This window comes from Alteromonas sp. ABV4_515 (assembly GCF_056160345.1).
The window spans coordinates 193,370-216,080 of sequence record NZ_JBSWWZ010000002.1 but is presented as its reverse complement, the minus strand read 5'-3'; the positions used below and the strand labels follow the sequence as shown (position 1 = coordinate 216,080).

15 protein-coding genes are annotated in these 22,711 nt (G+C 50.2%); 3 read left to right on the top strand and 12 right to left on the bottom strand.

What is annotated here, in order from left to right:
- Positions 1-17 precede the first annotated feature (17 nt).
- The 8 genes from ACXAGX_RS05265 to ACXAGX_RS05230 all read right to left on the bottom strand — a co-directional run bounded on the left by ACXAGX_RS05265 (position 18) and on the right by ACXAGX_RS05230 (position 13,945).
- Complete coding sequence (locus ACXAGX_RS05265; RefSeq protein ID WP_474837554.1) at positions 18-1,418, bottom strand: aldehyde dehydrogenase; 1,401 nt, start codon at positions 1,416-1,418, stop codon at positions 18-20.
- 23 nt (positions 1,419-1,441) lie between these two features.
- Complete coding sequence (locus ACXAGX_RS05260; RefSeq protein WP_474837024.1) at positions 1,442-2,779, bottom strand: MFS transporter; 1,338 nt, start codon at positions 2,777-2,779, stop codon at positions 1,442-1,444.
- Between the two features lie 167 nt (positions 2,780-2,946).
- Positions 2,947-3,978 (bottom strand): AraC family transcriptional regulator, encoded by a 1,032-nt coding sequence (locus tag ACXAGX_RS05255; protein WP_474820813.1) that lies wholly within the window; start codon positions 3,976-3,978, stop codon positions 2,947-2,949.
- Between the two features lie 30 nt (positions 3,979-4,008).
- Complete coding sequence (locus ACXAGX_RS05250) at positions 4,009-5,586, bottom strand: tannase/feruloyl esterase family alpha/beta hydrolase (protein ID WP_474820809.1); 1,578 nt, start codon at positions 5,584-5,586, stop codon at positions 4,009-4,011.
- Between the two features lie 51 nt (positions 5,587-5,637).
- Positions 5,638-7,848 carry a TonB-dependent receptor gene (locus ACXAGX_RS05245; protein WP_474820805.1) on the bottom strand — a complete coding sequence of 737 codons (2,211 nt, stop codon included), beginning with the start codon at positions 7,846-7,848 and terminating at the stop codon, positions 5,638-5,640.
- A gap of 252 nt (positions 7,849-8,100) precedes the next feature.
- Positions 8,101-9,822: a carboxylesterase/lipase family protein gene (locus tag ACXAGX_RS05240; protein ID WP_474820803.1), complete on the bottom strand. Its 1,722-nt coding sequence runs from the start codon at positions 9,820-9,822 to the stop codon at positions 8,101-8,103.
- Between the two features lie 3 nt (positions 9,823-9,825).
- Complete coding sequence (locus tag ACXAGX_RS05235) at positions 9,826-10,926, bottom strand: alpha/beta hydrolase fold domain-containing protein (protein WP_474820801.1); 1,101 nt, start codon at positions 10,924-10,926, stop codon at positions 9,826-9,828.
- A 151-nt stretch (positions 10,927-11,077) separates the two neighbouring features.
- The gene (locus ACXAGX_RS05230; protein ID WP_474820798.1) at positions 11,078-13,945 is read right to left on the bottom strand and encodes a TonB-dependent receptor domain-containing protein; all 2,868 of its coding nucleotides are present in this window, start codon (positions 13,943-13,945) and stop codon (positions 11,078-11,080) included.
- A gap of 450 nt (positions 13,946-14,395) precedes the next feature.
- Between ACXAGX_RS05230 and ACXAGX_RS05225 the strand changes: the two genes are divergently transcribed.
- Positions 14,396-15,238 carry a shikimate dehydrogenase family protein gene (locus tag ACXAGX_RS05225; RefSeq protein WP_474820796.1) on the top strand — a complete coding sequence of 281 codons (843 nt, stop codon included), beginning with the start codon at positions 14,396-14,398 and terminating at the stop codon, positions 15,236-15,238.
- A 72-nt stretch (positions 15,239-15,310) separates the two neighbouring features.
- Here ACXAGX_RS05225 and aroQ read toward each other — a convergent pair whose 3' ends face one another.
- From aroQ to ACXAGX_RS05210, 3 genes are all read right to left on the bottom strand, one after another.
- Complete coding sequence (gene aroQ, locus ACXAGX_RS05220) at positions 15,311-15,742, bottom strand: type II 3-dehydroquinate dehydratase (protein ID WP_474820793.1); 432 nt, start codon at positions 15,740-15,742, stop codon at positions 15,311-15,313.
- A 61-nt stretch (positions 15,743-15,803) separates the two neighbouring features.
- Positions 15,804-17,138, bottom strand: a complete 1,335-nt coding sequence (locus tag ACXAGX_RS05215) for an MFS transporter (RefSeq protein ID WP_474820789.1) — start codon at positions 17,136-17,138, stop codon at positions 15,804-15,806.
- Between the two features lie 111 nt (positions 17,139-17,249).
- On the bottom strand, positions 17,250-18,155 hold the full coding sequence (locus ACXAGX_RS05210; protein WP_474820785.1) for a LysR family transcriptional regulator: 906 nt from the start codon (positions 18,153-18,155) through the stop codon (positions 17,250-17,252).
- Between the two features lie 145 nt (positions 18,156-18,300).
- Between ACXAGX_RS05210 and ACXAGX_RS05205 the strand changes: the two genes are divergently transcribed.
- Positions 18,301-20,181, top strand: a complete 1,881-nt coding sequence (locus ACXAGX_RS05205; protein WP_474837022.1) for a bifunctional sugar phosphate isomerase/epimerase/4-hydroxyphenylpyruvate dioxygenase family protein — start codon at positions 18,301-18,303, stop codon at positions 20,179-20,181.
- Here the strand turns inward: ACXAGX_RS05205 and ACXAGX_RS05200 are convergent.
- A complete protein-coding gene (locus tag ACXAGX_RS05200; protein ID WP_474837020.1) occupies positions 20,178-20,921 on the bottom strand; it encodes a DUF6776 family protein in 744 nt (247 codons plus the stop codon). The two genes, ACXAGX_RS05205 and ACXAGX_RS05200, sit on opposite strands and share 4 nt — an antisense overlap.
- Positions 20,922-21,024: 103 nt before the next feature.
- On the opposite strand from ACXAGX_RS05200, the gene ACXAGX_RS05195 reads away from it, so the two are divergent.
- Positions 21,025-22,701 carry a chloride channel protein gene (locus ACXAGX_RS05195; protein ID WP_474837018.1) on the top strand — a complete coding sequence of 559 codons (1,677 nt, stop codon included), beginning with the start codon at positions 21,025-21,027 and terminating at the stop codon, positions 22,699-22,701.
- The last annotated feature ends 10 nt before the right edge of the window (positions 22,702-22,711 follow it).

Sequence of the window (22,711 nt, the reverse complement as noted above, 5' to 3'; positions counted from 1 at the left end):
TTCAATGCTTTAAAAATTTAAATGGGATAATGGCCGGGTTCAGTTTCCACCGTGATCCAGCGCAGCTCCGTAAACTGATCGATACCGGCTTTGCCGCCAAAGCGTCCGTAACCGGAGGCTCCCACACCGCCGAAGGGCATTTGCGCTTCGTCATGCACGGTAGGGCCATTTACGTGGCAAATACCGGACTGAATTTTTCCGGCGACTTTCATGCCCCGTGCTGTATCACGGGTGAATACCGCCGCACTGAGTCCGTACTCGGAATCGTTGGCAATGCGCACCGCATCCGCTTCGTCTTTTGCACGGATCATCGCCACCACCGGACCGAAGCTTTCCTCACTGTAAATCGCCATGTCAGCGGTGACTTTATCCAGCACCGTAGCCGGCATCAGTACCGATGTGGCTTTACCACCGGTAAGGATCACGGCACCTTTGCTGACCGCGTCGTCAATCAGCCCGTTGACCTTTTTAACGGTTTTCTGATCAATCACCGCACCCAACGGAGTGTTCCCTTCACGGGGATCGCCGGTTTTCATGGTGGATACCTTCGCTGCCAGCTTGTCCGCAAAGGCATCAGCCACCGCATCCACCACAACCAGACGCTCGGTAGACATACAGATCTGGCCCTGATTCATGAATGCGCCAAAGGAGGCCCCTTTCACCGCTTCATCAAGATCAGCATCGTCCAGTACCAGCATTGGGGCTTTACCACCCAGCTCCAGTAAGCAGGGCTTCAGATGTTCTGCTGCCCGTTTTGCGATAATGCGGCCCACGGCGGTTGAGCCGGTGAAATTAATGCGTTTTACCGGTTTGGCATCAATCAACGCGCCCACAACATCAGCGGCATCTTCCGGCGCATTGGTGACGATATTCACTGTATTTTCAGGGAATCCGGCTTCTGCCAGCGCTTCGATGATCAGCGAGTGAGTGCGCGGGCACACTTCCGATGCTTTTAAGATCACCGCATTGCCGCAGGCAAGTGCAGTGGAAATGGCGCGAACGCCCAGAATAATTGGCGCATTCCAGGGAGCAATTCCCAGAATGACACCTACCGGCACACGCTGAGCCATGGCAACACAGCCCGGTTTGTCAGACGGGATAATTTCACCGCTGATTTGTGTAGTCAGTGAGGCGGCTTCACGCAGCATGGAAGTTGCCAGCATCAGGTTAAACATGGCCCAGCCTGCAGTGGCGCCGGTTTCTTCCATCATGGCTTTGACGAAATCGTCTTTCTTACCTTCAAGGGCAATGGCAGCCTGAGACAGGATGGCACGGCGCTGGTTGGGGCCAAAACCAGACCAGATTTCAAAGCCTTGCTGTGCTTTTTCTGCAACAGCCTGCATTTGCGCACCTTTCATTGCCGGTGCCTCACTGGCAACTTCGCCGGTGAGCGGGTTTAAGCGGGTAAAGTTCATCATCACTCCGTTTTCCGGTGGATTAGTTATTTTGTGACGGCTGACAAAGGAGAATGCGTTGCTGTTCCCCGTCCGCCCTGTTTGTTATTTAAGAAATAAATCGCCAGTGTGGCTACCAGCGCGCCGGTGCCCATGGCAATGGCCACACCCTGCAAGCTGACGCCATTTGTGAAAAGTAGTCCGGCAACCACCGGGCTCAACGCTGCACCACCGCGACCGATACCTATGACCACACCTGTACCGCTAGCCCGCACGTTCGCCGGGAACGCCTGTGCCATCAGTCCATAAAGCCCTACAACACCGGCATTAGTGAAAAAACCTGTGGCTGCGGAGACCAGCGCCAGCGTACCTAAGTCGCTGTAGCCAATGCCGAATACCGACACCATCACGAAAGCCAGAATAAGTACCGGAATCATGGTGAGGCGCAAATTCAGTTTGCTGGTAAGCAGCCCCAGTAAAATGGCCCCCACCGCACCGCCCAGGTTTGCCCACACAAGCACCTGACCGGCCTGTGCAGCACCAAAGCCCATATCCACCACAATTTTCGGGATCCACTTGAGAATGAAATAGAACGTCATAATTTGTGCAAAGTACGCCACCATTAACAGCAGCGTGAGCTTGCGCATTTCAGGCGAAAACAGGGTGCTGTAACTGGAGTTTTTGGCTGATACTTCCGGCGCAGGCAGCGCATCCAGCAGAGGCTTTTTCATACGCGTAAGCAGATGATTGACCTTGTCCAGCGTGTTTTCTTTCGGATGGTTAACCATATACAGCAGAGATTCAGGCAGCCAGAACGCCACCACCAGCATAAACAAACCGGTAATGCTGCCGCCGAAAATAAATACCGCACGCCAGGTGTGGGTTTCCAGTAACATAGAGGCAATACTGCCGCCAAGCACTGCGCCGATGGGATAGCCGGTGGCCATGATAATGACGCAAAGGTTGCGGCTTTTCTTATTAGCAAATTCCGATACCATGGCGTTCGTAGAAGCCAGCATACCGCCAATTCCCAAACCGGTAATGAAGCGGATGATCAACAGTGTCATCACGCTATCGACGAACGCCGCACCAAACATGCCAGCGGTCATCAGTACCAGACAAAACTGAATTGTGGGTTTGCGGCCAAATTTATCGGCAACGCCGCCAAGGAAAATAGAACCGAAGGCCATCCCCACCAGCTCCATGGCCAGCACCACACCCAGTTCGGCACGGTTAATCCCCCACTCAGCGGCAATACCCGGCGAAGCAAAGCTAATAGCCAAAACATCAAAGCCATCCAGCGCATTAAGAGAGATACAAATGACAATTGCCACCCACTGCACAGGGCTTAATTTGGAATCATCAAGAATTGCGGTTAAAGACATAGTGGCCATCCTCTAAGTCACTTACGCAAAAAGAAATTAAGGCGTTAGACGTAAATAACTTGTGTAATCGTTAAACACGATATTAACAATTAAACACATTCTGAGAATGGCATAAAGTGACTAATTACTTTGCAAAAAGTGACACTCTATATTTTATGCAAAGAATATTAAGCTTCGCTGTCAGTCAGAAGCTGTTGTCTGAAGTCCCGGGGCGACTGCCCGGTCCAGTTCCGGAATGCTCTGGTGAAAACGGCAGGGTCGGAATAACCGACTTTTTCTGCCACTTCATTGATGCGTAATCCCTGCTGGCCAAGGAAAAATATGGCTTTATCCCGTCTCACCACATCTTTCAGTTGCTGAAATGAGGTGCCTTCATCTTTCAGCTTGCGCATCAGAGTGCGCGTTGTCATGTGCAACTTACCAGCACAATGTTCTATCGTGCCGGTGCCGTTTGACATGGCTTTACTCAAAATCAGCTTGAGTTCCGTCGCCAGGCTGTAATCAGCTTTATATTGACGAAATAACTCAAGAGGACAGCGGGACATGAACGCCTTTAACGACGCTGCGTTTTGCTTTACCGGCCGCTCCAGATAATGGACAGGAAAAACTAAAGCAAGTTCAGTATGGTTAAACCGGTGAACGCCGGGAAATAAATAATGATACTCGCCAATATGATTAGGCGGCGGATAGGGAAAGCGGGTTTCATTAAGAGGAAGAATGTCTGAAATCAGCCAGGACGCATAGCGGTGCCAGGCCAGCAAACAAATTTCAGCAAAAAGGTGGTCCGGATCAAGGTGCATTTCCGTGGGCCTGATGACCAGGCGGACAACGTCTTTATCTTTGTGAAGGGTGATAAAATCATCATCTGTGAGCAGATTATAAAAGCGTGCACCTAAGGCCAGCGCCTGCCCCAGCGACGACTTTTGAACAGTCAGCTGCCCCATCATGTAATAAGAGCCTGATTTCAGCCGGTAGCCGGACATCCCCATACTTTCATCACCGAGGTCGTCCCAGATAAGCTTCTGAAAGAGCGCCAGCTTTTCAGCCGGCACCCGCTGGTCCGGTTTATCAACCACAGATTCATTTAAGCCGGCTGATTCGAGCAGGCGCGCACTGTCTACGCCACGCTCTTTGGCTGCATGGTAGAGCGCAGTAATGTAGTGGTTCGATGCACTGCCATACTCAAAATGTCTTCTCACCGGCAAAACCTTCTCTAGTGGCCTTCAGCTTTAGTGACTTTCAGGTGTTTTACACACATAACTGCCAGCATCATTCCCGTTGCCTTCCCCTTTATAAGTGGTCACCGACGGATACGGACAAAGAGGACGGGTTTCTTCTGGCATGCTTTCCCCGTAGGCAACAACGGAGACAGGCTTGTCACCCTTTTCAACCCAGTCTACCAGTGAAGAGAGCATATCGAACTGATCCAGCGCCTGTTCACCGCCACGACAATGACCCATTCCCGGCACAAAGTAAAACTGTGACCACTGGCTGACCTGTTCGTAGCCACCGTTTTGCGCCACCATGTCATTGAAATAGGCTAAGGTATCTTTAGCCGAAAACCAGGGGTCGCTGACACCATGGAAGAACATTAGTTTGTTCTCTTCAACAACAAAGGTCGACAAATTGGTCAGCGTGGCGTTACCGGGCTCCAGAGGAAACCCGTCCGCGATAGCCAGTTCCCGGTTAATGTCAAAGGGCTCATCAATGCGGGCCCGTCCCAGTGGACCAGGCTGAGCAGACAGTAAGCCCGGTGCAGAGCGGGCCGGTTTATCGTCGATACCGGTATCAAAGAAAAATCCCGGATACACGTTATTTCCGTTTCTGTCAGCCGGACCGTTAAATGCGGTTACCAGCCCTTTGGCTTCTTCCGTTGTTAAACATGAATCACGGTGCTGTTGCCCGTCGCAAATCATTTCACCGGGGTCAAATTCGCACTGTTCCACCGCAAAAATCAGTCCGTCTTCACGGCCGTCCAGACCATCACATTGCGCCAGCAGTGCTTGCTCAACGGCTTTTTGTTTCTTGTCACTGAAAGGAGGCTGATTGTTTCCGCTCAGCGCCCGCAATGTTTTCGCCACATACAAATCTGCAATTTCTGAGTAATTCGTTTGTCTGGCCGGTGCGCCTGCAATAATGCCATCAAATAAATCGGGGAAGCGTTGCGACATGGTCATGGCTTCACGCCCGCCTGTTGAACACCCGACAAAATAATTGTTCTGCGCCGGCTGCGAATACACTCCGGTGATCAACTGTGAAACCAGCTTTGCGGTTTTCGACACAGCCCCGGAGTAAAAGTTGAGTAACGCCTGCTGATCTTCAAAAAATGAAGGATCGAACACCGTATCAGACTGGTGCCCGCTGTCTGTACTGGCGACGGCAAAGCCCCGGAACAGCGCGGGCGTATCACCGGCAGCCAGCGCACCTAACGGCTCGCGGATCAGGCCGTTTAAGCCGCCTCCGCCCTGAAACAGAAACCGGCCATTCCAGTCAAAGGGCAAATTCAGGCCAAAACCAATAGCGTAGTCCTTCCCTTTTACGCCTTTACGTTTTTCAAACTCACCGGTGATCTGACAATAAGGCATAAAAGCCTTCGCCTGCGCCGGTTTTAATTGTGATTCAAGGGCCGAAACCGACGTTACTGCTTTAACTGACGTTAATGATACGCCTTCAGGCAACATCAACGACGCTTTCAAAGCAGCACATGTTCCGGCATTTAATTGCTCGGCAACACCATTGTCCGCCATCGCTGTAGGCACGGTGCAAAGTAAGGCGGCACCAACCGCCAAGTTACCCATAAATTTCATGCGATCCCTCCGCAAAAAGCAGCGGCAGCACTGCATGGCTGCCGCACACAGTTAAAATGTATAATTGACGTCTATCCCAAAGGTACGGGGCGCGCCATAAAATTCAGTATTGTTGCTGAGCTGCTGCCCGGACACATACTCTTCGTCGGTTAAGTTACGTCCCCAAGCATTCACACGCCAGTTTCCTGTTTCGTAGGTAACCATGGCCGAAAGCAGTCCCCGGTCGGCCAGTAAATCAGTTTCCGGGTCGTAAATCAGATTCGTCCATTGTTCATCTATCCACGCGTAATTTAATCTGGGTGTCAGCAATGCACCATCAGATAATTCAATGGCATATTCAATACCCACAGTGAAGCTTTTTTCCGGCGCATACAGGTTTGGACCTGAGCCCGCAGCCACCAGAAACGGCGTGTAATCGAAGCATGTTCCACTGCTGGCATCCTGTCCTGCGCTGCACTGAGGCAACGACGGTGAACCGGATTCACGGGTGTTAACGATAGGCTGGGTAGGCTCCATTTCTGAGTCGATAAACGAGCCCGCGAAATCAATGGTGAGGTTATCAAGATAGATATCCAGCGCAAACTCCAGCCCGGCGATGCTGGCATCGGCAATGTTGTACACGTCTGAACGGCCGGTGGTCACATCAATATTCGTGTTCTGGAAGTTCTTGTAATCATTATTGAATACTGCCACCGAAGCACTCACCGTATCGTCAAACAGGCGTCCTTTCCAGCCACCTTCAATGGATATCACGGTTTCTTTGTCGAACACCGAGGTTTCTGAATTTATCCCGCCGGGTTTGTATCCTCTGGCGATATAGCCATAGAAACTGTGATTTTTTGAAGGCGTATAGTTCACCGATACTTTGCCCAGAATATCATCATCTTCGTAGTTTCCGGAGATGGTGGCGACCTTGACGCCATCCGGAGCGATGATACCTCTGCCCACTACCACGCCACTTTGCGGGTCGGCTGAGCCTTCAAACCAGGCTTTACGTAATCCGAATTCGGTTTGCCATTGGTCTGAGAAGCGGTAACTCACCTGCCCGAATACCCCTTTTATGACTTTCTGATTCTGAATGTCGATTTCTACCGGAAACGGGCCGTTGTCAATATCCACCAGCACTTCATTCTTCTGATAGTAAGCACCGGCAACCCAGGTAAAATCCTTGCCGTCAGGTGAAATCAGGTTCAGTTCATGACTCACTTGATCTTCTTTGACAAACTGGCTGCGCGTACTCACATCAAGCTCTGTGGCATCGTAGTCATAGATATTATCAATCTCTTTTTCCTGCGTGCCGCTTAACCATTTCACAGACAGTCCGTTTTCAAACCGGTGGGAAATATCCAGTAACAGGCTGTCGGCCGACTCCTCGTTTTGCGACGGGGTGTTATAGGCTAAATCCCGGATTGAGCCAGTACGACCCTCAGAATACGCCGTGCCTTCAATGGGGCGGTATGCAAAGCCGCCGGCAGATTTATCTGAGGTTTCGTATTTTACGTAAATGTCGGTGCTGTCGAGGGGTGACCACGCCAGGCCGAGTCGCGCACTGGTTTCATCCAGACTACCCGCATCGGTGTCGACGCTGCCCGTACTGTTATAAAAACTGTCGCGGTTTTTGTAGTTCACTGCAACCCGCGCGGCAAAAGTGTCAGAAACCGGCAGGTTCACCGCTGCACGGGCATTGCGCGATGCATAATTACCGATCCCCAGCATCACATTGCCGTCGAAATCACCGCCGATTTCCGGTCTGCGGGAAGTCACCATAATGGCACCGCCCGTTGAATTTGAACCGGCAAACGTACCCTGCGGACCACGCAGCACCTGAATATTCGCCACATCGTAGAAATTCAGCGTGCTCACGATAGGCGGTTGAAACAAACCGTCAATGTAGGTGCCCACACCGTTAGTCACGTCGGGATCACCACTTGCCAGGCCAATACCGCGGATATTCACCGACTGGGTTAAGCCAGCATCAGTGATGGTTAATCCCGGTGATGCGAAAGGCAGATCGTCCAGCCGCGACACCGCCTTTTTCTCCAGTTGTTTTGCTGACAGCACCGTCATCGAGGTAGGAATATCCTGCACTCGTTTAATTCTGCGTTCAGATTTTACTGTGATGACTTCCACGTCATCTGCGTCTGAAGCGGTATCTGTTTCCTGAGCGAATGAAATGCTGGTAAAACCTGCCAGCCCCGCCACAACAGCGAGATTAAGCAGATTACGGGTCGATTTTATTTTTGTAGTGTTCAGAAGGTACATGCTTTTAGTCCTTTTGCCTTATTTAAGATGGGATCTGTCAACAGGAAACAGACAACCGTCAAAAACCAAATAACAAGCAAATGTTATTTTTTTGTTTCACTCGCGTGAATGGCATATTACGACTAAAAACTTTGCCGATTACGACAAAGGGGGATTTTTGGCATGTTTTTGAAATTGAATGTTGGAATTGATTTTATGATTAGCCTGATAAATAAAAAAACAGCGGCACCCGCCGCTGTTTTTCAATTTCAATTAATCCCTCGCTCTCGCCCCTTCTTTTGACGGCGCCGGCGGCGTCATCAATACCGGGTTGTCTGCATAGAACGTCATGTCTTCAGCATTCGGCCAGGGCACGGTTTGGGAAATGCTATCCCCACTGCCCCACATCACCACGTCCGGCGAATCCGGAGTGAAAGGTGTCCAGCTTTTGCCATCCGGCAAGGCTGGCTTGCCTGTGCGCGCAAATGACACAATAGCCTGTTGCATGGCGTCGCTGAGCGCACGGTCAAAGGCCGTATAAGTGCGGGTTTCACGGTAAATGTTCAGGGCATCCAGCGTACCCAGCCAGTAAGGCACATCAGCAGTGTGATACACACCGGCCGTCTTCGGATCGTGATCGGCAAAGGTGATGCCTGCGGTATACGGATGCACCCGGGCGAACACGTAGGGGAATACCGGCGATGTCAGGTTTTCAGTTTGTGCCTGTGACCAACGCCACATACTCAGCCCCAACGTGCTGTCTCTGGCCATATCTTTACCGGCACGCATGGCTTCTGCATCAGTGTTGATTGCAAAGCGGCTAAGCAGTTCATCTGCTTTGCCGGGGTAAAGCTGATTCACCAGTGCGGTTAATTCAGCTTTCGATTTCACTCCGCCAAGCGGACTGAAACCTTCATCGCGGGTAAATCCAATCATTGCGGGTATATCGCTGCCTGCTTTATCTGCAAATAACATAGCAGGCTGGGCAGGTAGCACATAGCCGTCGACAACCGGCCCGGCCTTGAAGCTGCCGGAACATCCCAACTGACAATCCCGCTGTGCTTTTAATATCTGATCCGCAGAGATGTGCCTCAGTGCATTGATGTTTTCGGCTTTGAAATATGACTGAATGGCCACCCCGGTTTGCTCCGCGTCCCGGCGGGACGTCATGGGAAACATAAACGCCGAACCGCTCATCCCCACTACTTTGCTGATTAAACCTTTGCCAAAAGGGCTCACCTGCAGATAAGACACAGACGCTGAACCGGCAGACTGACCGGCAATAGTCACGTTCTCCGGATCACCACCAAACTGTCGGATATTCTGTTTTACCCAGCGCAGTGCAGCAAGCTGATCCATCAATCCGTAATTGCCCGATGCGCCGTCAGGCGACTGTGCGGTTAACTCAGGGTGAGCCATAAATCCTAAGATCCCCAGTCGATAGGCAATGCTGATGGTGATCACGCCTTTTTCTGCCAGCGGCTCGCCGCCATAAATGGCCATGGAAGGCGAACCGATGGTGAAGCCACCGCCGTGGATCCATACCACCACAGGCAAACCGTCACCAGCTTTCGCGGCGTCGGGTGCCCAGATATTCATGTACAAACAATCTTCACTGGTGGCTTCGTGGCTGAAGTAGTGATTAATATTGCTGTTACGCAACGGCTGGATGCACTGGGGCGCCATACGGTCGGCATGAAACAATCCCTGCCAGTTGACCGGCTGCGGTGCTTTCCAGCGCAGTTCTCTGAGCGGTGCCTGCGCGTAAGGCACACCAAACCAGGCCTGTACGCCTGAGGGCAGCACTTTACCCTGCAGTTTTCCGCTTTGCGTTGTAATGATGTCTGTGGCTTTGTGTACCACGGGTAGCTGAGCCAGCGCTTCTGCCAGCACCGTGCTGCTTGCCAGCGCAACACCGCTTACCATGACAGCGGTCAGCGCCAGCCGGGAGAGAGCCCGGCTGGTGATCTGTGTTAGCGGGAGAATTGAAAACATACCCTACTGCCCCAGATGCTTATCGAAGAAATCTGCAGCAATGCTATATCCTTCCTGCGATTCAGGAAAATCAGGGTTGGTCATAAAGCCGTGATACAGGCCATCATAAATGAGCAAATCGCTTTCCACACCGGCGGCCAGTAACTTACGGTGACTGTACGCCGCGCCACTCATCAGAAAATCCCGGGTACCGGTAAAAAACAGAACCGGCGGAAATTGTGCCAGCTTAGTTGCGTCGTTCAGCGGGGCGGCAATAAATTGCGAGGTATCCACACCGTCAAAGTAAGACATTCCGCCCCGTGGTGCAGGTGCAGTAACCGGCTTCATATCCGCTTCGATATTGGTAATGCTCAGCTTACCGGTAAAAACCGAATCGCCTGACGGCGTCATGCCTAATCCCGCGCAATATACGCCCAATGCGCCGGGTACAGGCCGTCCGGCTTCAATTAACATGGCCGTGGTTTGTGATACCAGCATGCCGCCGGCAGAACATCCCACCATACCAATATTCTCGGGCGGCACCTCTTTTGACACCACATCCCAGACCTTCAGTAAGTCTTCACTGGCTGCCGGGAAACGGTGTTCCGGCCCCTGCCGGTACAGAATGGATATCACCTTCACTTTCATTTGTGCTGCAACAGGAATACTGATCAACAATCCGTTCGCTCTCACACCGGTGCGAAAGCCACCGCCCGGGCCGTTCAGAATAAGCCGGTTTGCATTTTTCTCAGGAACGCCCCCTTTAGGTGTAATAATGGCAGCAGAAATACCGTTAATGGTGGTTTCCTCGATGTCTACGGGAAACACCGACTTCATATGATCCACATAGGGTTGCAGATTGTTGTTGTACACTTTCCGGATTTCTTTGATATCGGTGATATCTGACGGCAGCGGCATGGGAGCCCCCGGCCCTTCGGTTGCGCCGCTGCGTTTCAGTACCGCCTGGCCACCTTCACTTAAGGCATCAGGTAGCGGGACAGAAGCGTTACGAATAGTAATAGCGCCTGATGTATCTAATTGCGTTGTCATCTCTGCGGCCCGGGTTGATGTCACAGCAGACAGAGCAAGCAATACAGCTAAATGACGAATAACAGAAACTTTCATTTCGTTCTCCTTGTTATGAAAAAACACTACCGGAGAAGACACCGCTTCTGCCGGTAGTGGCACATCTGCGAGAACAACAATCCCAACCTCGCATAAAACAAAACCTGAAAAGCAAAAAGGCTGCGCTGATTAAACGCTGCCTTTTTCAGGGTTAGAAAGACATGGTGGCACCGACAAAGTAAGAACGGCCAACGATGTCGTAGCTTTCGTTGTCAGTGATGCCCGGCGTTCCGGCCACCACCAGCGGATCTTTATCGAACAGATTGCTGATACCGCCACGAAGATTGATACTTTCGGTGAGACGATAGCGCCCCACCAAATCAAACTTGTTGTAGCTTGGTACACCCGGTACCGTACTGGCGGTATTCGTCAGCGTGCTGCGGTCATCCATGCTGTCGGTGAAGCGCCAGCGCAGGGTAAGGCTCATGGCATCTTTTTCATAACCGAAGCTGGTCTGCGCCCGCAGTTTAGGCCGAGGTGTTGTCATAAAACCGATGGTTCCCGCTTCATCCACACCTTCATCGCCCGGCAATGTCACCACTTCATAGGAATTCACATAGGTGATAACCGAGTGCACAGAGAAGTCACCAGCACCGGTAGACAACTTATAGTTCACCTGGAAATCCATACCGTCAGTCGCCAATTGACCAAGGTTGAAGTAAGGCGTACGTACCAGTTCCAGATAGCCGTCCTGATCTCGCGACAACAGCTGACAATAGGCATTATCTGTGGAATACGTGGGGTTTGAGCCATCCAGGTTGTGGCACTTATTAATGGCTGTTAAACCTGGAACAGCAGAAATAACATCTTCAATTTCTATCGAGTAATAGTCTGCTGACATCATTAATGTTTGATCTGCACCAAACTCCGTATTCCACACGAGACCCAGCGTGTAGGTATCTGCGGTTTCCGGTTGCAGTTCAATGTTGCCCGAGCTCAATGTGGCCGTTGCTGTAGTCGGAAACAGATAGTTGTCTACGGTTTCAACCGGGATCCCCATGGCAACACACAGTCCGCGAAGCTCGCCACTACTGTCTGCTGCGCGCGCTGCGGTGCGCACATCGCAAGGCTCACCACCGGAAGGCGGATTACCAAAAGTGACCTGACTGCCGGTGGCGGCACTGAACAGTTCGTTGATATTCGGCGCACGGATAGCACGCTGATAACCACCACGTACCATAATTTCATCCGTGGCATGCCACAGACCATCCAGCTTGTAGGCATTTACGGTACCTGAGTACTCGTAGTCAGACATACGGTAGGCCGTACCGATTTCAAACGAGTCTGTTACCGGAATAATGAACTCCGCCGCCAGCTCAGTTACATCGGAAGAACCGGCAGATGGCTGCGCCGCGATGACTGCCTGCACATCCTGTTCAGCCAGCGCTTTATCAGGGCTGAAATAATACTCATCGTTACGGTAGTTCGCCGATGCCGAGAACATCACGTCGCCGGCAGGCAGTTCAAATAAGCTACCCTGTATCACAACGTCAAAGGCGGTACGCTGTAATTCTTCAGTGCTGTGAGTATCACCACTAATGTATGACTGACAAGCGTCCGACATACTCAGCACATTTGCCAGGCCGAAGGGGTTATACCCACCGGCACAAATACTGTCGCCACCGTCAGCAGCGTTAAACAGGGTTTGTACACGGGAAAGAAACACGGCATTGTGCTGTACCTGGTTGTGACGGGAGTTATCCCATGACACCCAGGCATCAAAAGTCCAGTCGCGGAATCCAGTATCGCCTTCAAGGCCCACAATGTATTGTTGAGTCACGTAGTTTTCATCCCAGCTTTTTGCCGGCGTCATCACGTAACGGGCATTGTAAGAAAACGGTGCCGTCGGGTCGGCCCGGGATGCCAGTAATGTGGATAAATCGTCAGGAATAAACGGGTTAGTGACCGGAATCGTTGGCGTACCGAACTGGGTCAGTGTGCCACCTGAGTTGGTCACTGCCGTATGGTCAGTAAACAACGCCTGCGCATAACCGGTAACGGCAGGAGAAAACTCGTAATCGAAGCGGGCAAACAAGTTTTTACGATCGGTTTGCGGGCGCAACATGCCCTGTATTTGTACCGGCATACGCACGTTGCCATTAACAATGCGATAGTCGCTCTCATCGCTGCCCATATAATTCACGGCGCCGGTCTGACTGAACAGCGACCCGTCATCATTGAACCCCAGGTTATTGTTATTAGGCACAGAGCCATAACCATACCCGGCAAACATGGCATCCACCACGGCCTGGTCAGGCAGATTGGTGGCAGAAGGGACAAAGGTACCTGTGCCGATATATGAGGAAGGGATCCCCAGCTGGAAGAAATCAAAGCGATCTTTGCCGTAAAGTGCATCTTGACGGGCGGAGCTGACGGAGATAAACATGCTACTTTTTTCGGTTACTGCACCGGCCGTTACCGAGGCATTGTAACTGGCATAGTCATTTTCCATGGAGTTGCCGTACTGCACATCCACGTTCACGCCTTCAACCCCCCGTTGCGTGACAAAATTCACAACACCTGAAACCGCGTCAGAACCGTACACGGCCGAAGCACCACCGGTAATGACTTCCACATCGCGTACAACAGAGGTAGGTAACACATTGGTATCTACCACACCGGACGAGCTTGAAATTGGCAAACGGCGACCATCCAGAAGAATCAGGTTGCGGGTTGCGCCCAGACCACGTAAGTCCAGTAGTGCACGGCCGCCTGTGCCCTGACCACCCGACGAATCACGGGTGAACTGAGGCATTTCATTCATGGTGGCTTCAACATTCACCTGACCGGTATCTTCAATAAATTGCTCACCCACCGTCATGATCGGGCTAGATGCACTTTCATCCCGGCGGGCAATGCGGGAGCCGGTTACAACAATTTGTTCTACATCGGCAGCATTTTCTGCCTCATTGTCCTGTGCAGTAGCAACGGTAGGGCATAAGGCTAATACCACTGCGGAAGCTATAATTTTGCGGTTGAACCGGGTGACAGGCTGTTTTGTGTTATTTGTTTTTTTCACGGGTCTCTCTCCTGTTAAGAGATTGAGTGTTAACAGTAATGCGTGTTCAACGACCTGTTGACGACGACGGAGTAATTATTCAGGTGCTGTTACAAATTTTAAATTACCAATAGATAACCAAGGCATAACATTTTGTTAACCATGTAAAGAACTTTCAGTTAATTCAAAACGTTGGGGATAGTGGAAAAGCAGCTCAAACTCAGTGACAATGAAAACCAGGAAGGCCAAAATCAAGAAAAATATAATTATAAATCAATAACAAAAAGAACCTTAAAAATGCAAGACTTAGACTTATGACTAATGGTTGATAAAAGATACGAATACTGGCCATTAACCCTTTGTTATAGTCATCACAACTTTAGATAATTTACAGAAGCCCACGAAACGTAATTTAATAACAAAATCATAACAAGTTTAGTTTGTAACCAGTGTTATAGGATTGGTGAAGCAATGACATCTAAGTTGGCACTAATGGGCGCGCACATCAGCCGCTCGAAAATGGGAAAATTGCAGACGTATCTTGCGCAGCAAAATGGCCTCAATATTGATTACGGTTTAATTGATGGCGAAATACTGTCGGACTTTAAGCCCGAAAGCTGCGTAAAACGTCTGATCACCGAAGGCTATCACGGCATCAATGTGACCCATCCCTATAAGCAATCAGTGTATCCGCTGGTGAAAAGCCCGCTGGCAGAGGGTCATGAAAAAATTGGCTCTTACAATACCCTGCGGTTCACAGAAGATGGCATCCTGGGGGCCAACACCGACTACAGCGGATTTAAGCAAGGCTATCTGTACCGCCGTGGCGACAAATCTCCGGGCAAAGTACTGGTTTGCGGTGCAGGCGGCGTGGGCAGAGCCATTATGTTTGCGCTGGCAGAATTGGGCGCAGCTCATCTTTATATCAGTGATATTAATACCACCGCCGCTCAAGCTATGGCTGATTTGTTGGTTAAGCATGGACATTCCGCCAGTGCGGTATCGCCGGATGAAGTTAAGGTGTTGCAGAATAAGGTAGACGGCCTGGTGAACTGCACGGCGCTGGGTATGTACGGTAAGCCTGGTACACCGTTTGATTTAAACTGCCTTTCTCATCCCGAATGGGCCTTTGATGCCGTATATGTCCCATTGAAAACAGATTTTATTAAGGCGTGTGAAACCGAAGGTTTGCAATGTGTAACGGGATTCGATTTATGGATATTTCAAGGAATTGATGCGTACAATTTGTTCTTCGGTGCCAGCGTCGTCGCCACGCCGGCTCTCATTAATGAAGCATTGAGCTGGCTTGATTAAGATTGCCTCTCCTGCATTAGCCGGCCTTTGCGCCGGCTTTTTTAATTGTCAATTGTGCGAAATGTGCCCGGCTTAGGAGGCTTGTGTTATGACTGCATCTAATGCGAGACGATATCCAATAGCACCGAAACCGGCAATCACCCCGGTCGCCACATCAGACAAATACGTGTGGTGACGAAAAGGCTCACGAGCGTGAATATTAGTAAGGTGTACTTCAGTAAAGGGCACTTCACAACTTAACAGCGCATCACGCAAGGCTATGCTGGTATGCCCCAGTGCACCGGGATTAATAATAATATGCTGATATTGTTGTCTGGCAGCGTGAATAGTGTCTATTAGCTTACCTTCACAGTTTGACTGAAAATGCGTCAGAGCAACGCCTTTCTGTTCTGCACAAGCAGTCAACTTAGACACAATATCCTGCAATGTTGCATTGCCATATTTTTCCGGCTCCCGCATACCTAACATATTCAGGTTAGGACCGTTCAGTAGCAATAGTTTCATGGTTTTCTCCTGCAATGCGAAATGCCGGAACGGGTCGTTCCGGCGCAAAAAATAGACGAGATTAGTTTGCGAAATCGCTGTCTTTGATCAGCAGTGTCAGCAACCCGGCCAGCACAACAGGAATAGTGAACACAATAAAGGTGGTAGAAAGTCCGGCACCGGATTGCAATAAGTAACCACCGGCAAAGGGCCCGATTACCGCACCGGCACGCCCTGCTCCGACGGCCCAGCCCACACCGGTGGCGCGGATCTCAGTGGGATAAAGTCTGGCCGACGTTGGCCAGAAGCCGTTGAAGCCGCCATTCAGAGTCACCCCGAGGATATACGCGGTAAGCAGAATCATTGATACGCCCATAGAGACATTGCCGAATACCATCAGGGTGACAGCAGCCAGCACGAAGAATGTAAAAATCATTTTCTGTAAACCGAACCGCACGGAAATCCAGCCAAGCAAAATACTACCGGTGAAGGATCCCAGATTATAAGCGGCGCCGGCAAAAATGCCCTGTTCCAGCGGTAAACCGGCATCCACGGCAATCTTAGGGATCCAGCTGATAATGAAATACAGTGTGAAGAAACCGAAGAATACGCCGCTCCAGAGCAATAACGTGGGTCTGGCACGCCCGTCAGTAAACAGCTTTTTCACCGATGTGCGTGCACTGTCTGCCGGCGCAGCCGGCAGAGTGGCAAGAGGCGCCGCCTTCAGTTTCACCAGAATACGGTTGATGTTATCAAGCGCATTGCCCGGCTGACGCTTGAGCAGAAATTCCGGCGACTCAGGCATGAAGAAAAACACTACCGGCACCATCAGCAAAGTCACAATGCCTGAGATTTCAAACATAACGCGCCAACCAAATTCGGGAATAAGCCAAGCAGAAGCAAACCCGGTTGCCACCGCACCAATTGGATATCCAGCTTGAAGAAACGAAACACAAAGATTGCGTCGTTCCCGGGTAGCAAATTCACTGGTCATGGTTGCCATACTTGCCAATATTGCGCCTACGCCAAGACCGGTTACTACCCTTGCGATTACCAGTTGAGTTAACGATTGCGACCAACCGGAGAACAGCATACCTGCACCGATGGTGGTTACCGCAAAAAGAATCATTTTGCGCCGACCAATCACATCCGCATAGGGAGCGATAAACAAACATCCGAGAGTCATTCCAATCAGAGCTGCACTGAACACAGCCCCGAGCACTGCAGGCTCAATATTCCACTCTTGTGCCAGCACTGGTGCAGTATAAGACATCAACACCACATCCATGCCATCAATCATATTCAGGGTAAAGCAAATCATGACAACAAGAATTTGAAGCGGTGCCATGTTGTTATTTTCGAGTACGCCACGGAGGTGCGTCACACTTTGCTCATAATCGTTAGTAACTACAGACATAAGGACAGATTCCCAAATGTATATTTTTGATTAATATTTCGTTAAACCTTGTGATTATCCTAAGTATTCGGCTCGGAGTTACAATTACTCTGACGTCGGTACACTATAACTTTAAGTTAATAGACTGGTATGAATCTCTGCGAGTTTACTTTGGGCTGTCTCGAAACAGTTACGTAAGTGATTAGACATAGACACTTCGTTGTGGCGCACAAAGTATATGGATTGCCTCACATCGCCGAGGGGCACAGAAACCAGGCCCGGATAACGTCCGGGTATAGCGGTGTATTCCAAAGCAATGGTTAATCCCAATCGCTGCTCAGCCATAGCGCACGCGTCGTCTGCGTAACGCACCATCACAGCGGTTTGCGGCTCTTTGCCGATTTCTTCATAGCCATCGCGGATCGCCTGACCCAACAAGGTTTCAGGGAAATAATTGACGATGGGATGACCGGCGATATCATCAAAAGAAAGTTGTTCTTGAGACGCCAGCGGGTGGTCTTCCGGTAGAACCACTTGCAGACGCAGATGAGTGGAAGGATCGGCCTGAACCAACGGATGACTGACTTCCCCTAAAGCGATAGCAAAGTCAATGCGCCGCTGGCTTACATATTCCGCCATGGCTTCATTCGGTAGCGTTTCCAGTTTAAGCATGACGTCCGGCATCACTTTTTTAATTTCGGCAAAAAGCCAGGGAGCGACCACATTAGACAGGCTGGGCGTGCAGCCTATGTGAAATTGCTGATTATCGCCGCGAATAATGCGTCCGATGGTATCCTCCAGCCCTTCAATACGCTGGTAGATCGGCTCAACTTCACGAAATAATTCCAGCCCTTCCGGCGTGGGTATCAAGCGCCCTTTACTGCGCTCGAACAGGGCGATCCCCATCTTGTATTCCATGTACTTAAGCAACCGGCTTATACCGGGTTGAGACACATTCAATATTTCCGCAGCCCCGCTAATAGTTTTTGCAATCATCACGGCTCTGAATACTTCTAACTGACGAAAATTCAAATTCACTTCGTCACTCCTTACAGGTTACTTAAGCGACACAGATTAACATGAGGTTATACAATACGGACAAGCAGATCTTTTACAAGCGAGAAAACCATTTTTAACATGAATGCTGAAAAATTGTCTCTGTCTAAGAAGTGCTGGATTATTTATGAAACACTCTATCGCCTCAGTATGCCTGTCGGGTAACCTGAAACAGAAAATTGAAGCTGCTGCCGCTGCCGGATTCCGTGGCATCGAAATTTTTGAAAACGATTTGCTGCTGTACGATGCCTCTCCCGCCGTCGTGCGGCAAATTGCAGAAGATAACAATATCGAGATTATTGCGCTGCAGCCTTTCAGAGACTTCGAGTGCATGCCCCGTCAGAACATGAAAAAGAACTACGACCGGGCGGAGAGAAAATTTGATACGATGGCGGAGCTGAACACTGACACACTACTTATTTGCTCCAACGTGTCGCCGGCCTGTGTGGACAATCCGGCATTGGCTGCAGAACAATTTAATCGCTTGGCCGACAGCGCCGCCTCCCGTGGCATCAAGCTAGGCTACGAAGCCCTGGCCTGGGGGCGTTACACTGCTGATTTTACAGCGGCGTGGGATATTGTGAAGCAAGCCGACCATCCGAATTTAGGTATTATTCTTGACAGTTTCCATATTTTCGCCCGGGGGCGAGACCTGTCTGCCATCGCAGAAATCCCCGGAGATAAAATCACGCTTGTGCAAATTGCCGACGCGCCCTGGCTGAAACTGGACGTGCTGCAATGGAGTAGACATTTCCGCTGCTTCCCCGGCCAAGGCCAGTTTCCGGTAGTGGAGTTTATGCAGGAAGTCGCAAAGACCGGTTATGACGGCTACGTTTCTCACGAAATTTTTAACGACGAGTTCCGCTCTACCCCCACCCAAGATACAGCGCTGGACGGTAAACGGTCATTACTTTGGCTTGAAAATGAAATGGCAGGCCGGGCGCCGGACATCGTTGCGCCGGAGATTGCTGAAAAAGCCATTGCGCCACCGCAGGCTTCCGTGACTGATGTGGAATTCATTGAATTTGCCACTGCCGGCAGTGCACGGGATACTTTTTTAGAACTGATCAGCGCCCTTGGCTTTCAGCAAACTCATCAGCATAAGAGCAAGGATGTAGCCCTGTTCCGCTGCCAGAATGTAAACTTTATATTGAATCAGGAACCCGACAGTTTTGCCCAAAATCACTTTCTGGTTCACGGCACCTCGGTGTGTGCAGTTGGGTATGGAACTGACAATGCAGAAAAAATGGTGTCCCGCGCCAGCTATTTCAAATATTCCCGTTTTGAAACCGAGGCCCGCCCGCAAGAAATGCAGATCCCAGGTATTCGGGGCATGAACGGGGAATTGGTTTATTTCGTGGAATCTGGAAGCGATCAGCGCCGATTTTATGACGTTGATTTTATTCCATTAGAAACCAGCGCCCCGGTCAGTAAAGCGGCGATGCGTGTTGATCACATCACAAGTGGTATTTCTGAATCGGAATTCTTGTCTACGTCGCTGTTTTACCGCGTACTGTTTGGTCTGAATGTGGATCAACCACAAGATCTTATCGACCCTTACGGCTTGATTGTTAGCCGAACGGCCACCAGTCAGAATAAGAAAATACGTCTTCCTTTTAATATGTCGCGCAGCGGCAACTCTTCTACAGAGCAATTTCGCCGTCGCCATGGTGGTTCAGGTGTGCAGCATATTGCTATTCACTGCGACGATATCCTTACGTACATCGAAAATGTGGACCAGAAATACATTCTGCAGATCCCAGAAAACTATTACGATGACCTCGAGGCGCGTTTTGACTTAAGCCCCGAACTGTCAGCAAAAATGCGCAAATATAACTTGTTGTATGACGAGAGCCCCACGGGATACTTTATTCACTGCTACACCATCGATGTTAATGGCTTATTTTTTGAAATTGTTCAGCGCCATCAATATGGTAATTACGGTGAGGCCAACGCCCATGTCCGGATTGCGGCGCAAGTTACCGCAAGGCAGAAAAATCAAAATTAGGCATCCTGACTTCCGGCATTTATCGGCGAGTCGAATACGTCAGACCAATCCAAACTATTGAAGTATTCGCCTCGCTTAGTTTTCCACTGAATGACATCGGTAGTGAAAATAATTTGCTCAGGAACAAACCCCGCCGGCAGCGTAAATTCCAGATCAACCGTTTGAAAATACTTGAATCCCCATTTCACCGGGCCTGAAGGAAATGTTTCGCTATTGGAGGTGGAAACTTCATGGGGAACACCGTCCAATGCGCCGCGAACGGTTATACCTAATTCACCTTTCAAAATTGTTTTATTGTCATTTTGTTGCAGTAGCACCGCAGTAAGCCGGTAACGGTTATCGCTGGCGCTGGCGGCAACCTGCACACCGTCGATGAAAAAGCCGTCCTGAGTGACTTCCGGGGCCACCACCCGTTGATAAAAGCTCAATCTGTCTTCCAGTGCTCGGTTTTGCTGGAGTTGTTCTTCCAGGCTTTTCTTCATCGCAGCCACCGAGTTATCCGCGAGTATAGCCTCAACCTGTAACTCGCTTACTCGATTCTTTAGTGTTTTATTTTGCTGTGCTAGAAACGCAACCGATTCCGACTCGCTGGCCGACGCCTTTGCCCCCTCATCCATTTCAAAACGGGCAATCTGATAGCCAAACACCAGCATGAGTATCAACATGGCAACGCAGATCAAGGTAAATCGAAAATGCCCCCATTTTTCAACCAATTCAGCTCTATTTAACGGAATTTTCATACTTTCTCTTGTTAGTTTCAGTCAATTTCCAGCCACATATGCTGTTAGGAAAAGCAGTGACTTATGGTAGGATAACGCTATTGCAAAAGGATAAGCCACATAAATGCAACTTTCAGCCCTTAGACAGGAATTAGCCCACCCCAGAACATCAGTTCAGGTTTGTTTACTGGGTATCGTTGGCGGACTTATCGCAGCAGGCCTTATCATTCTCTTCCGGCTTTGTGTCGAGTGGGTGCAGGAAAGTGCGCAGGGCTGGCTCACTCAAGTTCTGCCGCACCCATGGCTCATTTGGTTTGTTATGCCCGTGGGTGCAGTGCTCTGTATTCTCGCCATCGCTTATATTACCGGATTCCGTCATTATCGCCTGGGTATACCTTTCGTTATACACCGGGTTAAGCATCACTATGGCCTCATTCCTTTTCGAACTACGGTAAATCAATTTTTTGGCGGTATGCTGGCGTTGGCAGGCGGTTTTGTCGTGGGCCGAGAAGGGCCATCCGTGCATTTAGGCGCATTTGGCAGTAGTTTTGTTGGGCAACAACTTAACCTCCCCTACAACAGTATTCGTATACTGGCTGGCTGTGGTATTGCGGCGGGCATATCAGCATCCTTTAATACCCCCTTTGCGGCCGTTATTTTTGTTATGGAAGTGGTGCTCAGAGAATACAAAATTCATATCTTCGTGCCGGTGATGCTGGCTGCCGCTATCGGCTCGGTACTTACCCGAATGGTTTTTGGCGAAATCAATGAACTCTCCTTTCTGGCCATCGCCGCCTTTGATGAATGGATGTATTTCTATTTCATACTGTTCGGTATTGCATTGGGCGGCCTGGCCACCTTATTCAATACGCAACTTATGCGGGTGATGCAGTTTTTCCGGCCTGTGAATATGGGGCTACGGCTCTTGCTTGCAGCGGTAATCACCGGTGCAGTGGGCACCTTTCTACCTGAGAGTCTTGGCTCCAGTTTTGCGAACGTGGACCACCTGTTTCACACCCACCCGGGCACGCTGTTGTTGCTGTCGATCCTTGCGGCCAAGCTGGTTCTGGCTATTTTCGCCATTGGTCTTGGTGTGCCTGGCGGTATTATCGGCCCGGTGATGGTAATTGGTATGCTGGCGGGCGCGGTATTGCTTATGCCGCTGCAGTCGTTAGTCGATGTCGACGAATACACCAGTAGCTTCGCCTTGCTCGGTGTGGCGGGTATGCTCACAGCCGTATTACACGCTCCGCTAGCGGCCTTGTCAGCGGTGATGGAGTTATCATATAGCCCGGAAATTATTCTCCCCGCCATGCTGGTAATAGTACCCGCTTACGTTACGGCTACCCAGTTTCTCGGTAACCGTTCTATTTTTATTCGACAGCTCGATTACCAGAATCTGCCCTACGCAGTGACCTCCATTCGTGAAGCACTGGAAAAAACCGGTGTGCTGGCCGCCATGACCACCGAATACAAATTATTTCTGGATGCGCCGGAACAGGTTATTGAGAATTACCTGTCCGAAAACCCGACCTACATTGTGGTACAAAAGATCCGCACGGAATTGGATGTAAGCTACAAGCTGGTACAATACGACGTAAGCTTAGACCACAATGCGCATCCATTAAGCTACTTTGCCCTTGAGGGCGTTAGTAGCCAGGCTACATTGCATGAAGTCTATGAAAAATTGAAAAATGGCCGTAATGGTGCGGTATACATTTATGACCAGTCTGAAAAGGAAATTAAGGGCGTAATTACCTGGAACATCCTTCAGACCTTCCTGCTTCGCGCTCAATACTAAATACAGAGAT

What these genes read in the sequence shown, in the direction of transcription:
- ACXAGX_RS05240 (WP_474820803.1), bottom strand. Translation starts at nt 9,822, where the DNA reads ATGTTTTCAATTCTCCCGCTAACACAGATCACCAGCCGGGCTCTCTCC.
- ACXAGX_RS05260 (WP_474837024.1), bottom strand. Translation starts at nt 2,779, where the DNA reads ATGTCTTTAACCGCAATTCTTGATGATTCCAAATTAAGCCCTGTGCAG.
- ACXAGX_RS05205 (WP_474837022.1), top strand. Translation starts at nt 18,301, where the DNA reads ATGAAACACTCTATCGCCTCAGTATGCCTGTCGGGTAACCTGAAACAG.
- ACXAGX_RS05215 (WP_474820789.1), bottom strand. Translation starts at nt 17,138, where the DNA reads ATGTCTGTAGTTACTAACGATTATGAGCAAAGTGTGACGCACCTCCGT.
- ACXAGX_RS05245 (WP_474820805.1), bottom strand. Translation starts at nt 7,848, where the DNA reads ATGTACCTTCTGAACACTACAAAAATAAAATCGACCCGTAATCTGCTT.
- ACXAGX_RS05235 (WP_474820801.1), bottom strand. Translation starts at nt 10,926, where the DNA reads ATGAAAGTTTCTGTTATTCGTCATTTAGCTGTATTGCTTGCTCTGTCT.
- aroQ (WP_474820793.1), bottom strand. Translation starts at nt 15,742, where the DNA reads ATGAAACTATTGCTACTGAACGGTCCTAACCTGAATATGTTAGGTATG.
- ACXAGX_RS05200 (WP_474837020.1), bottom strand. Translation starts at nt 20,921, where the DNA reads ATGAAAATTCCGTTAAATAGAGCTGAATTGGTTGAAAAATGGGGGCAT.
- ACXAGX_RS05225 (WP_474820796.1), top strand. Translation starts at nt 14,396, where the DNA reads ATGACATCTAAGTTGGCACTAATGGGCGCGCACATCAGCCGCTCGAAA.
- ACXAGX_RS05265 (WP_474837554.1), bottom strand. Translation starts at nt 1,418, where the DNA reads ATGATGAACTTTACCCGCTTAAACCCGCTCACCGGCGAAGTTGCCAGT.
- ACXAGX_RS05250 (WP_474820809.1), bottom strand. Translation starts at nt 5,586, where the DNA reads ATGAAATTTATGGGTAACTTGGCGGTTGGTGCCGCCTTACTTTGCACC.
- ACXAGX_RS05195 (WP_474837018.1), top strand. Translation starts at nt 21,025, where the DNA reads ATGCAACTTTCAGCCCTTAGACAGGAATTAGCCCACCCCAGAACATCA.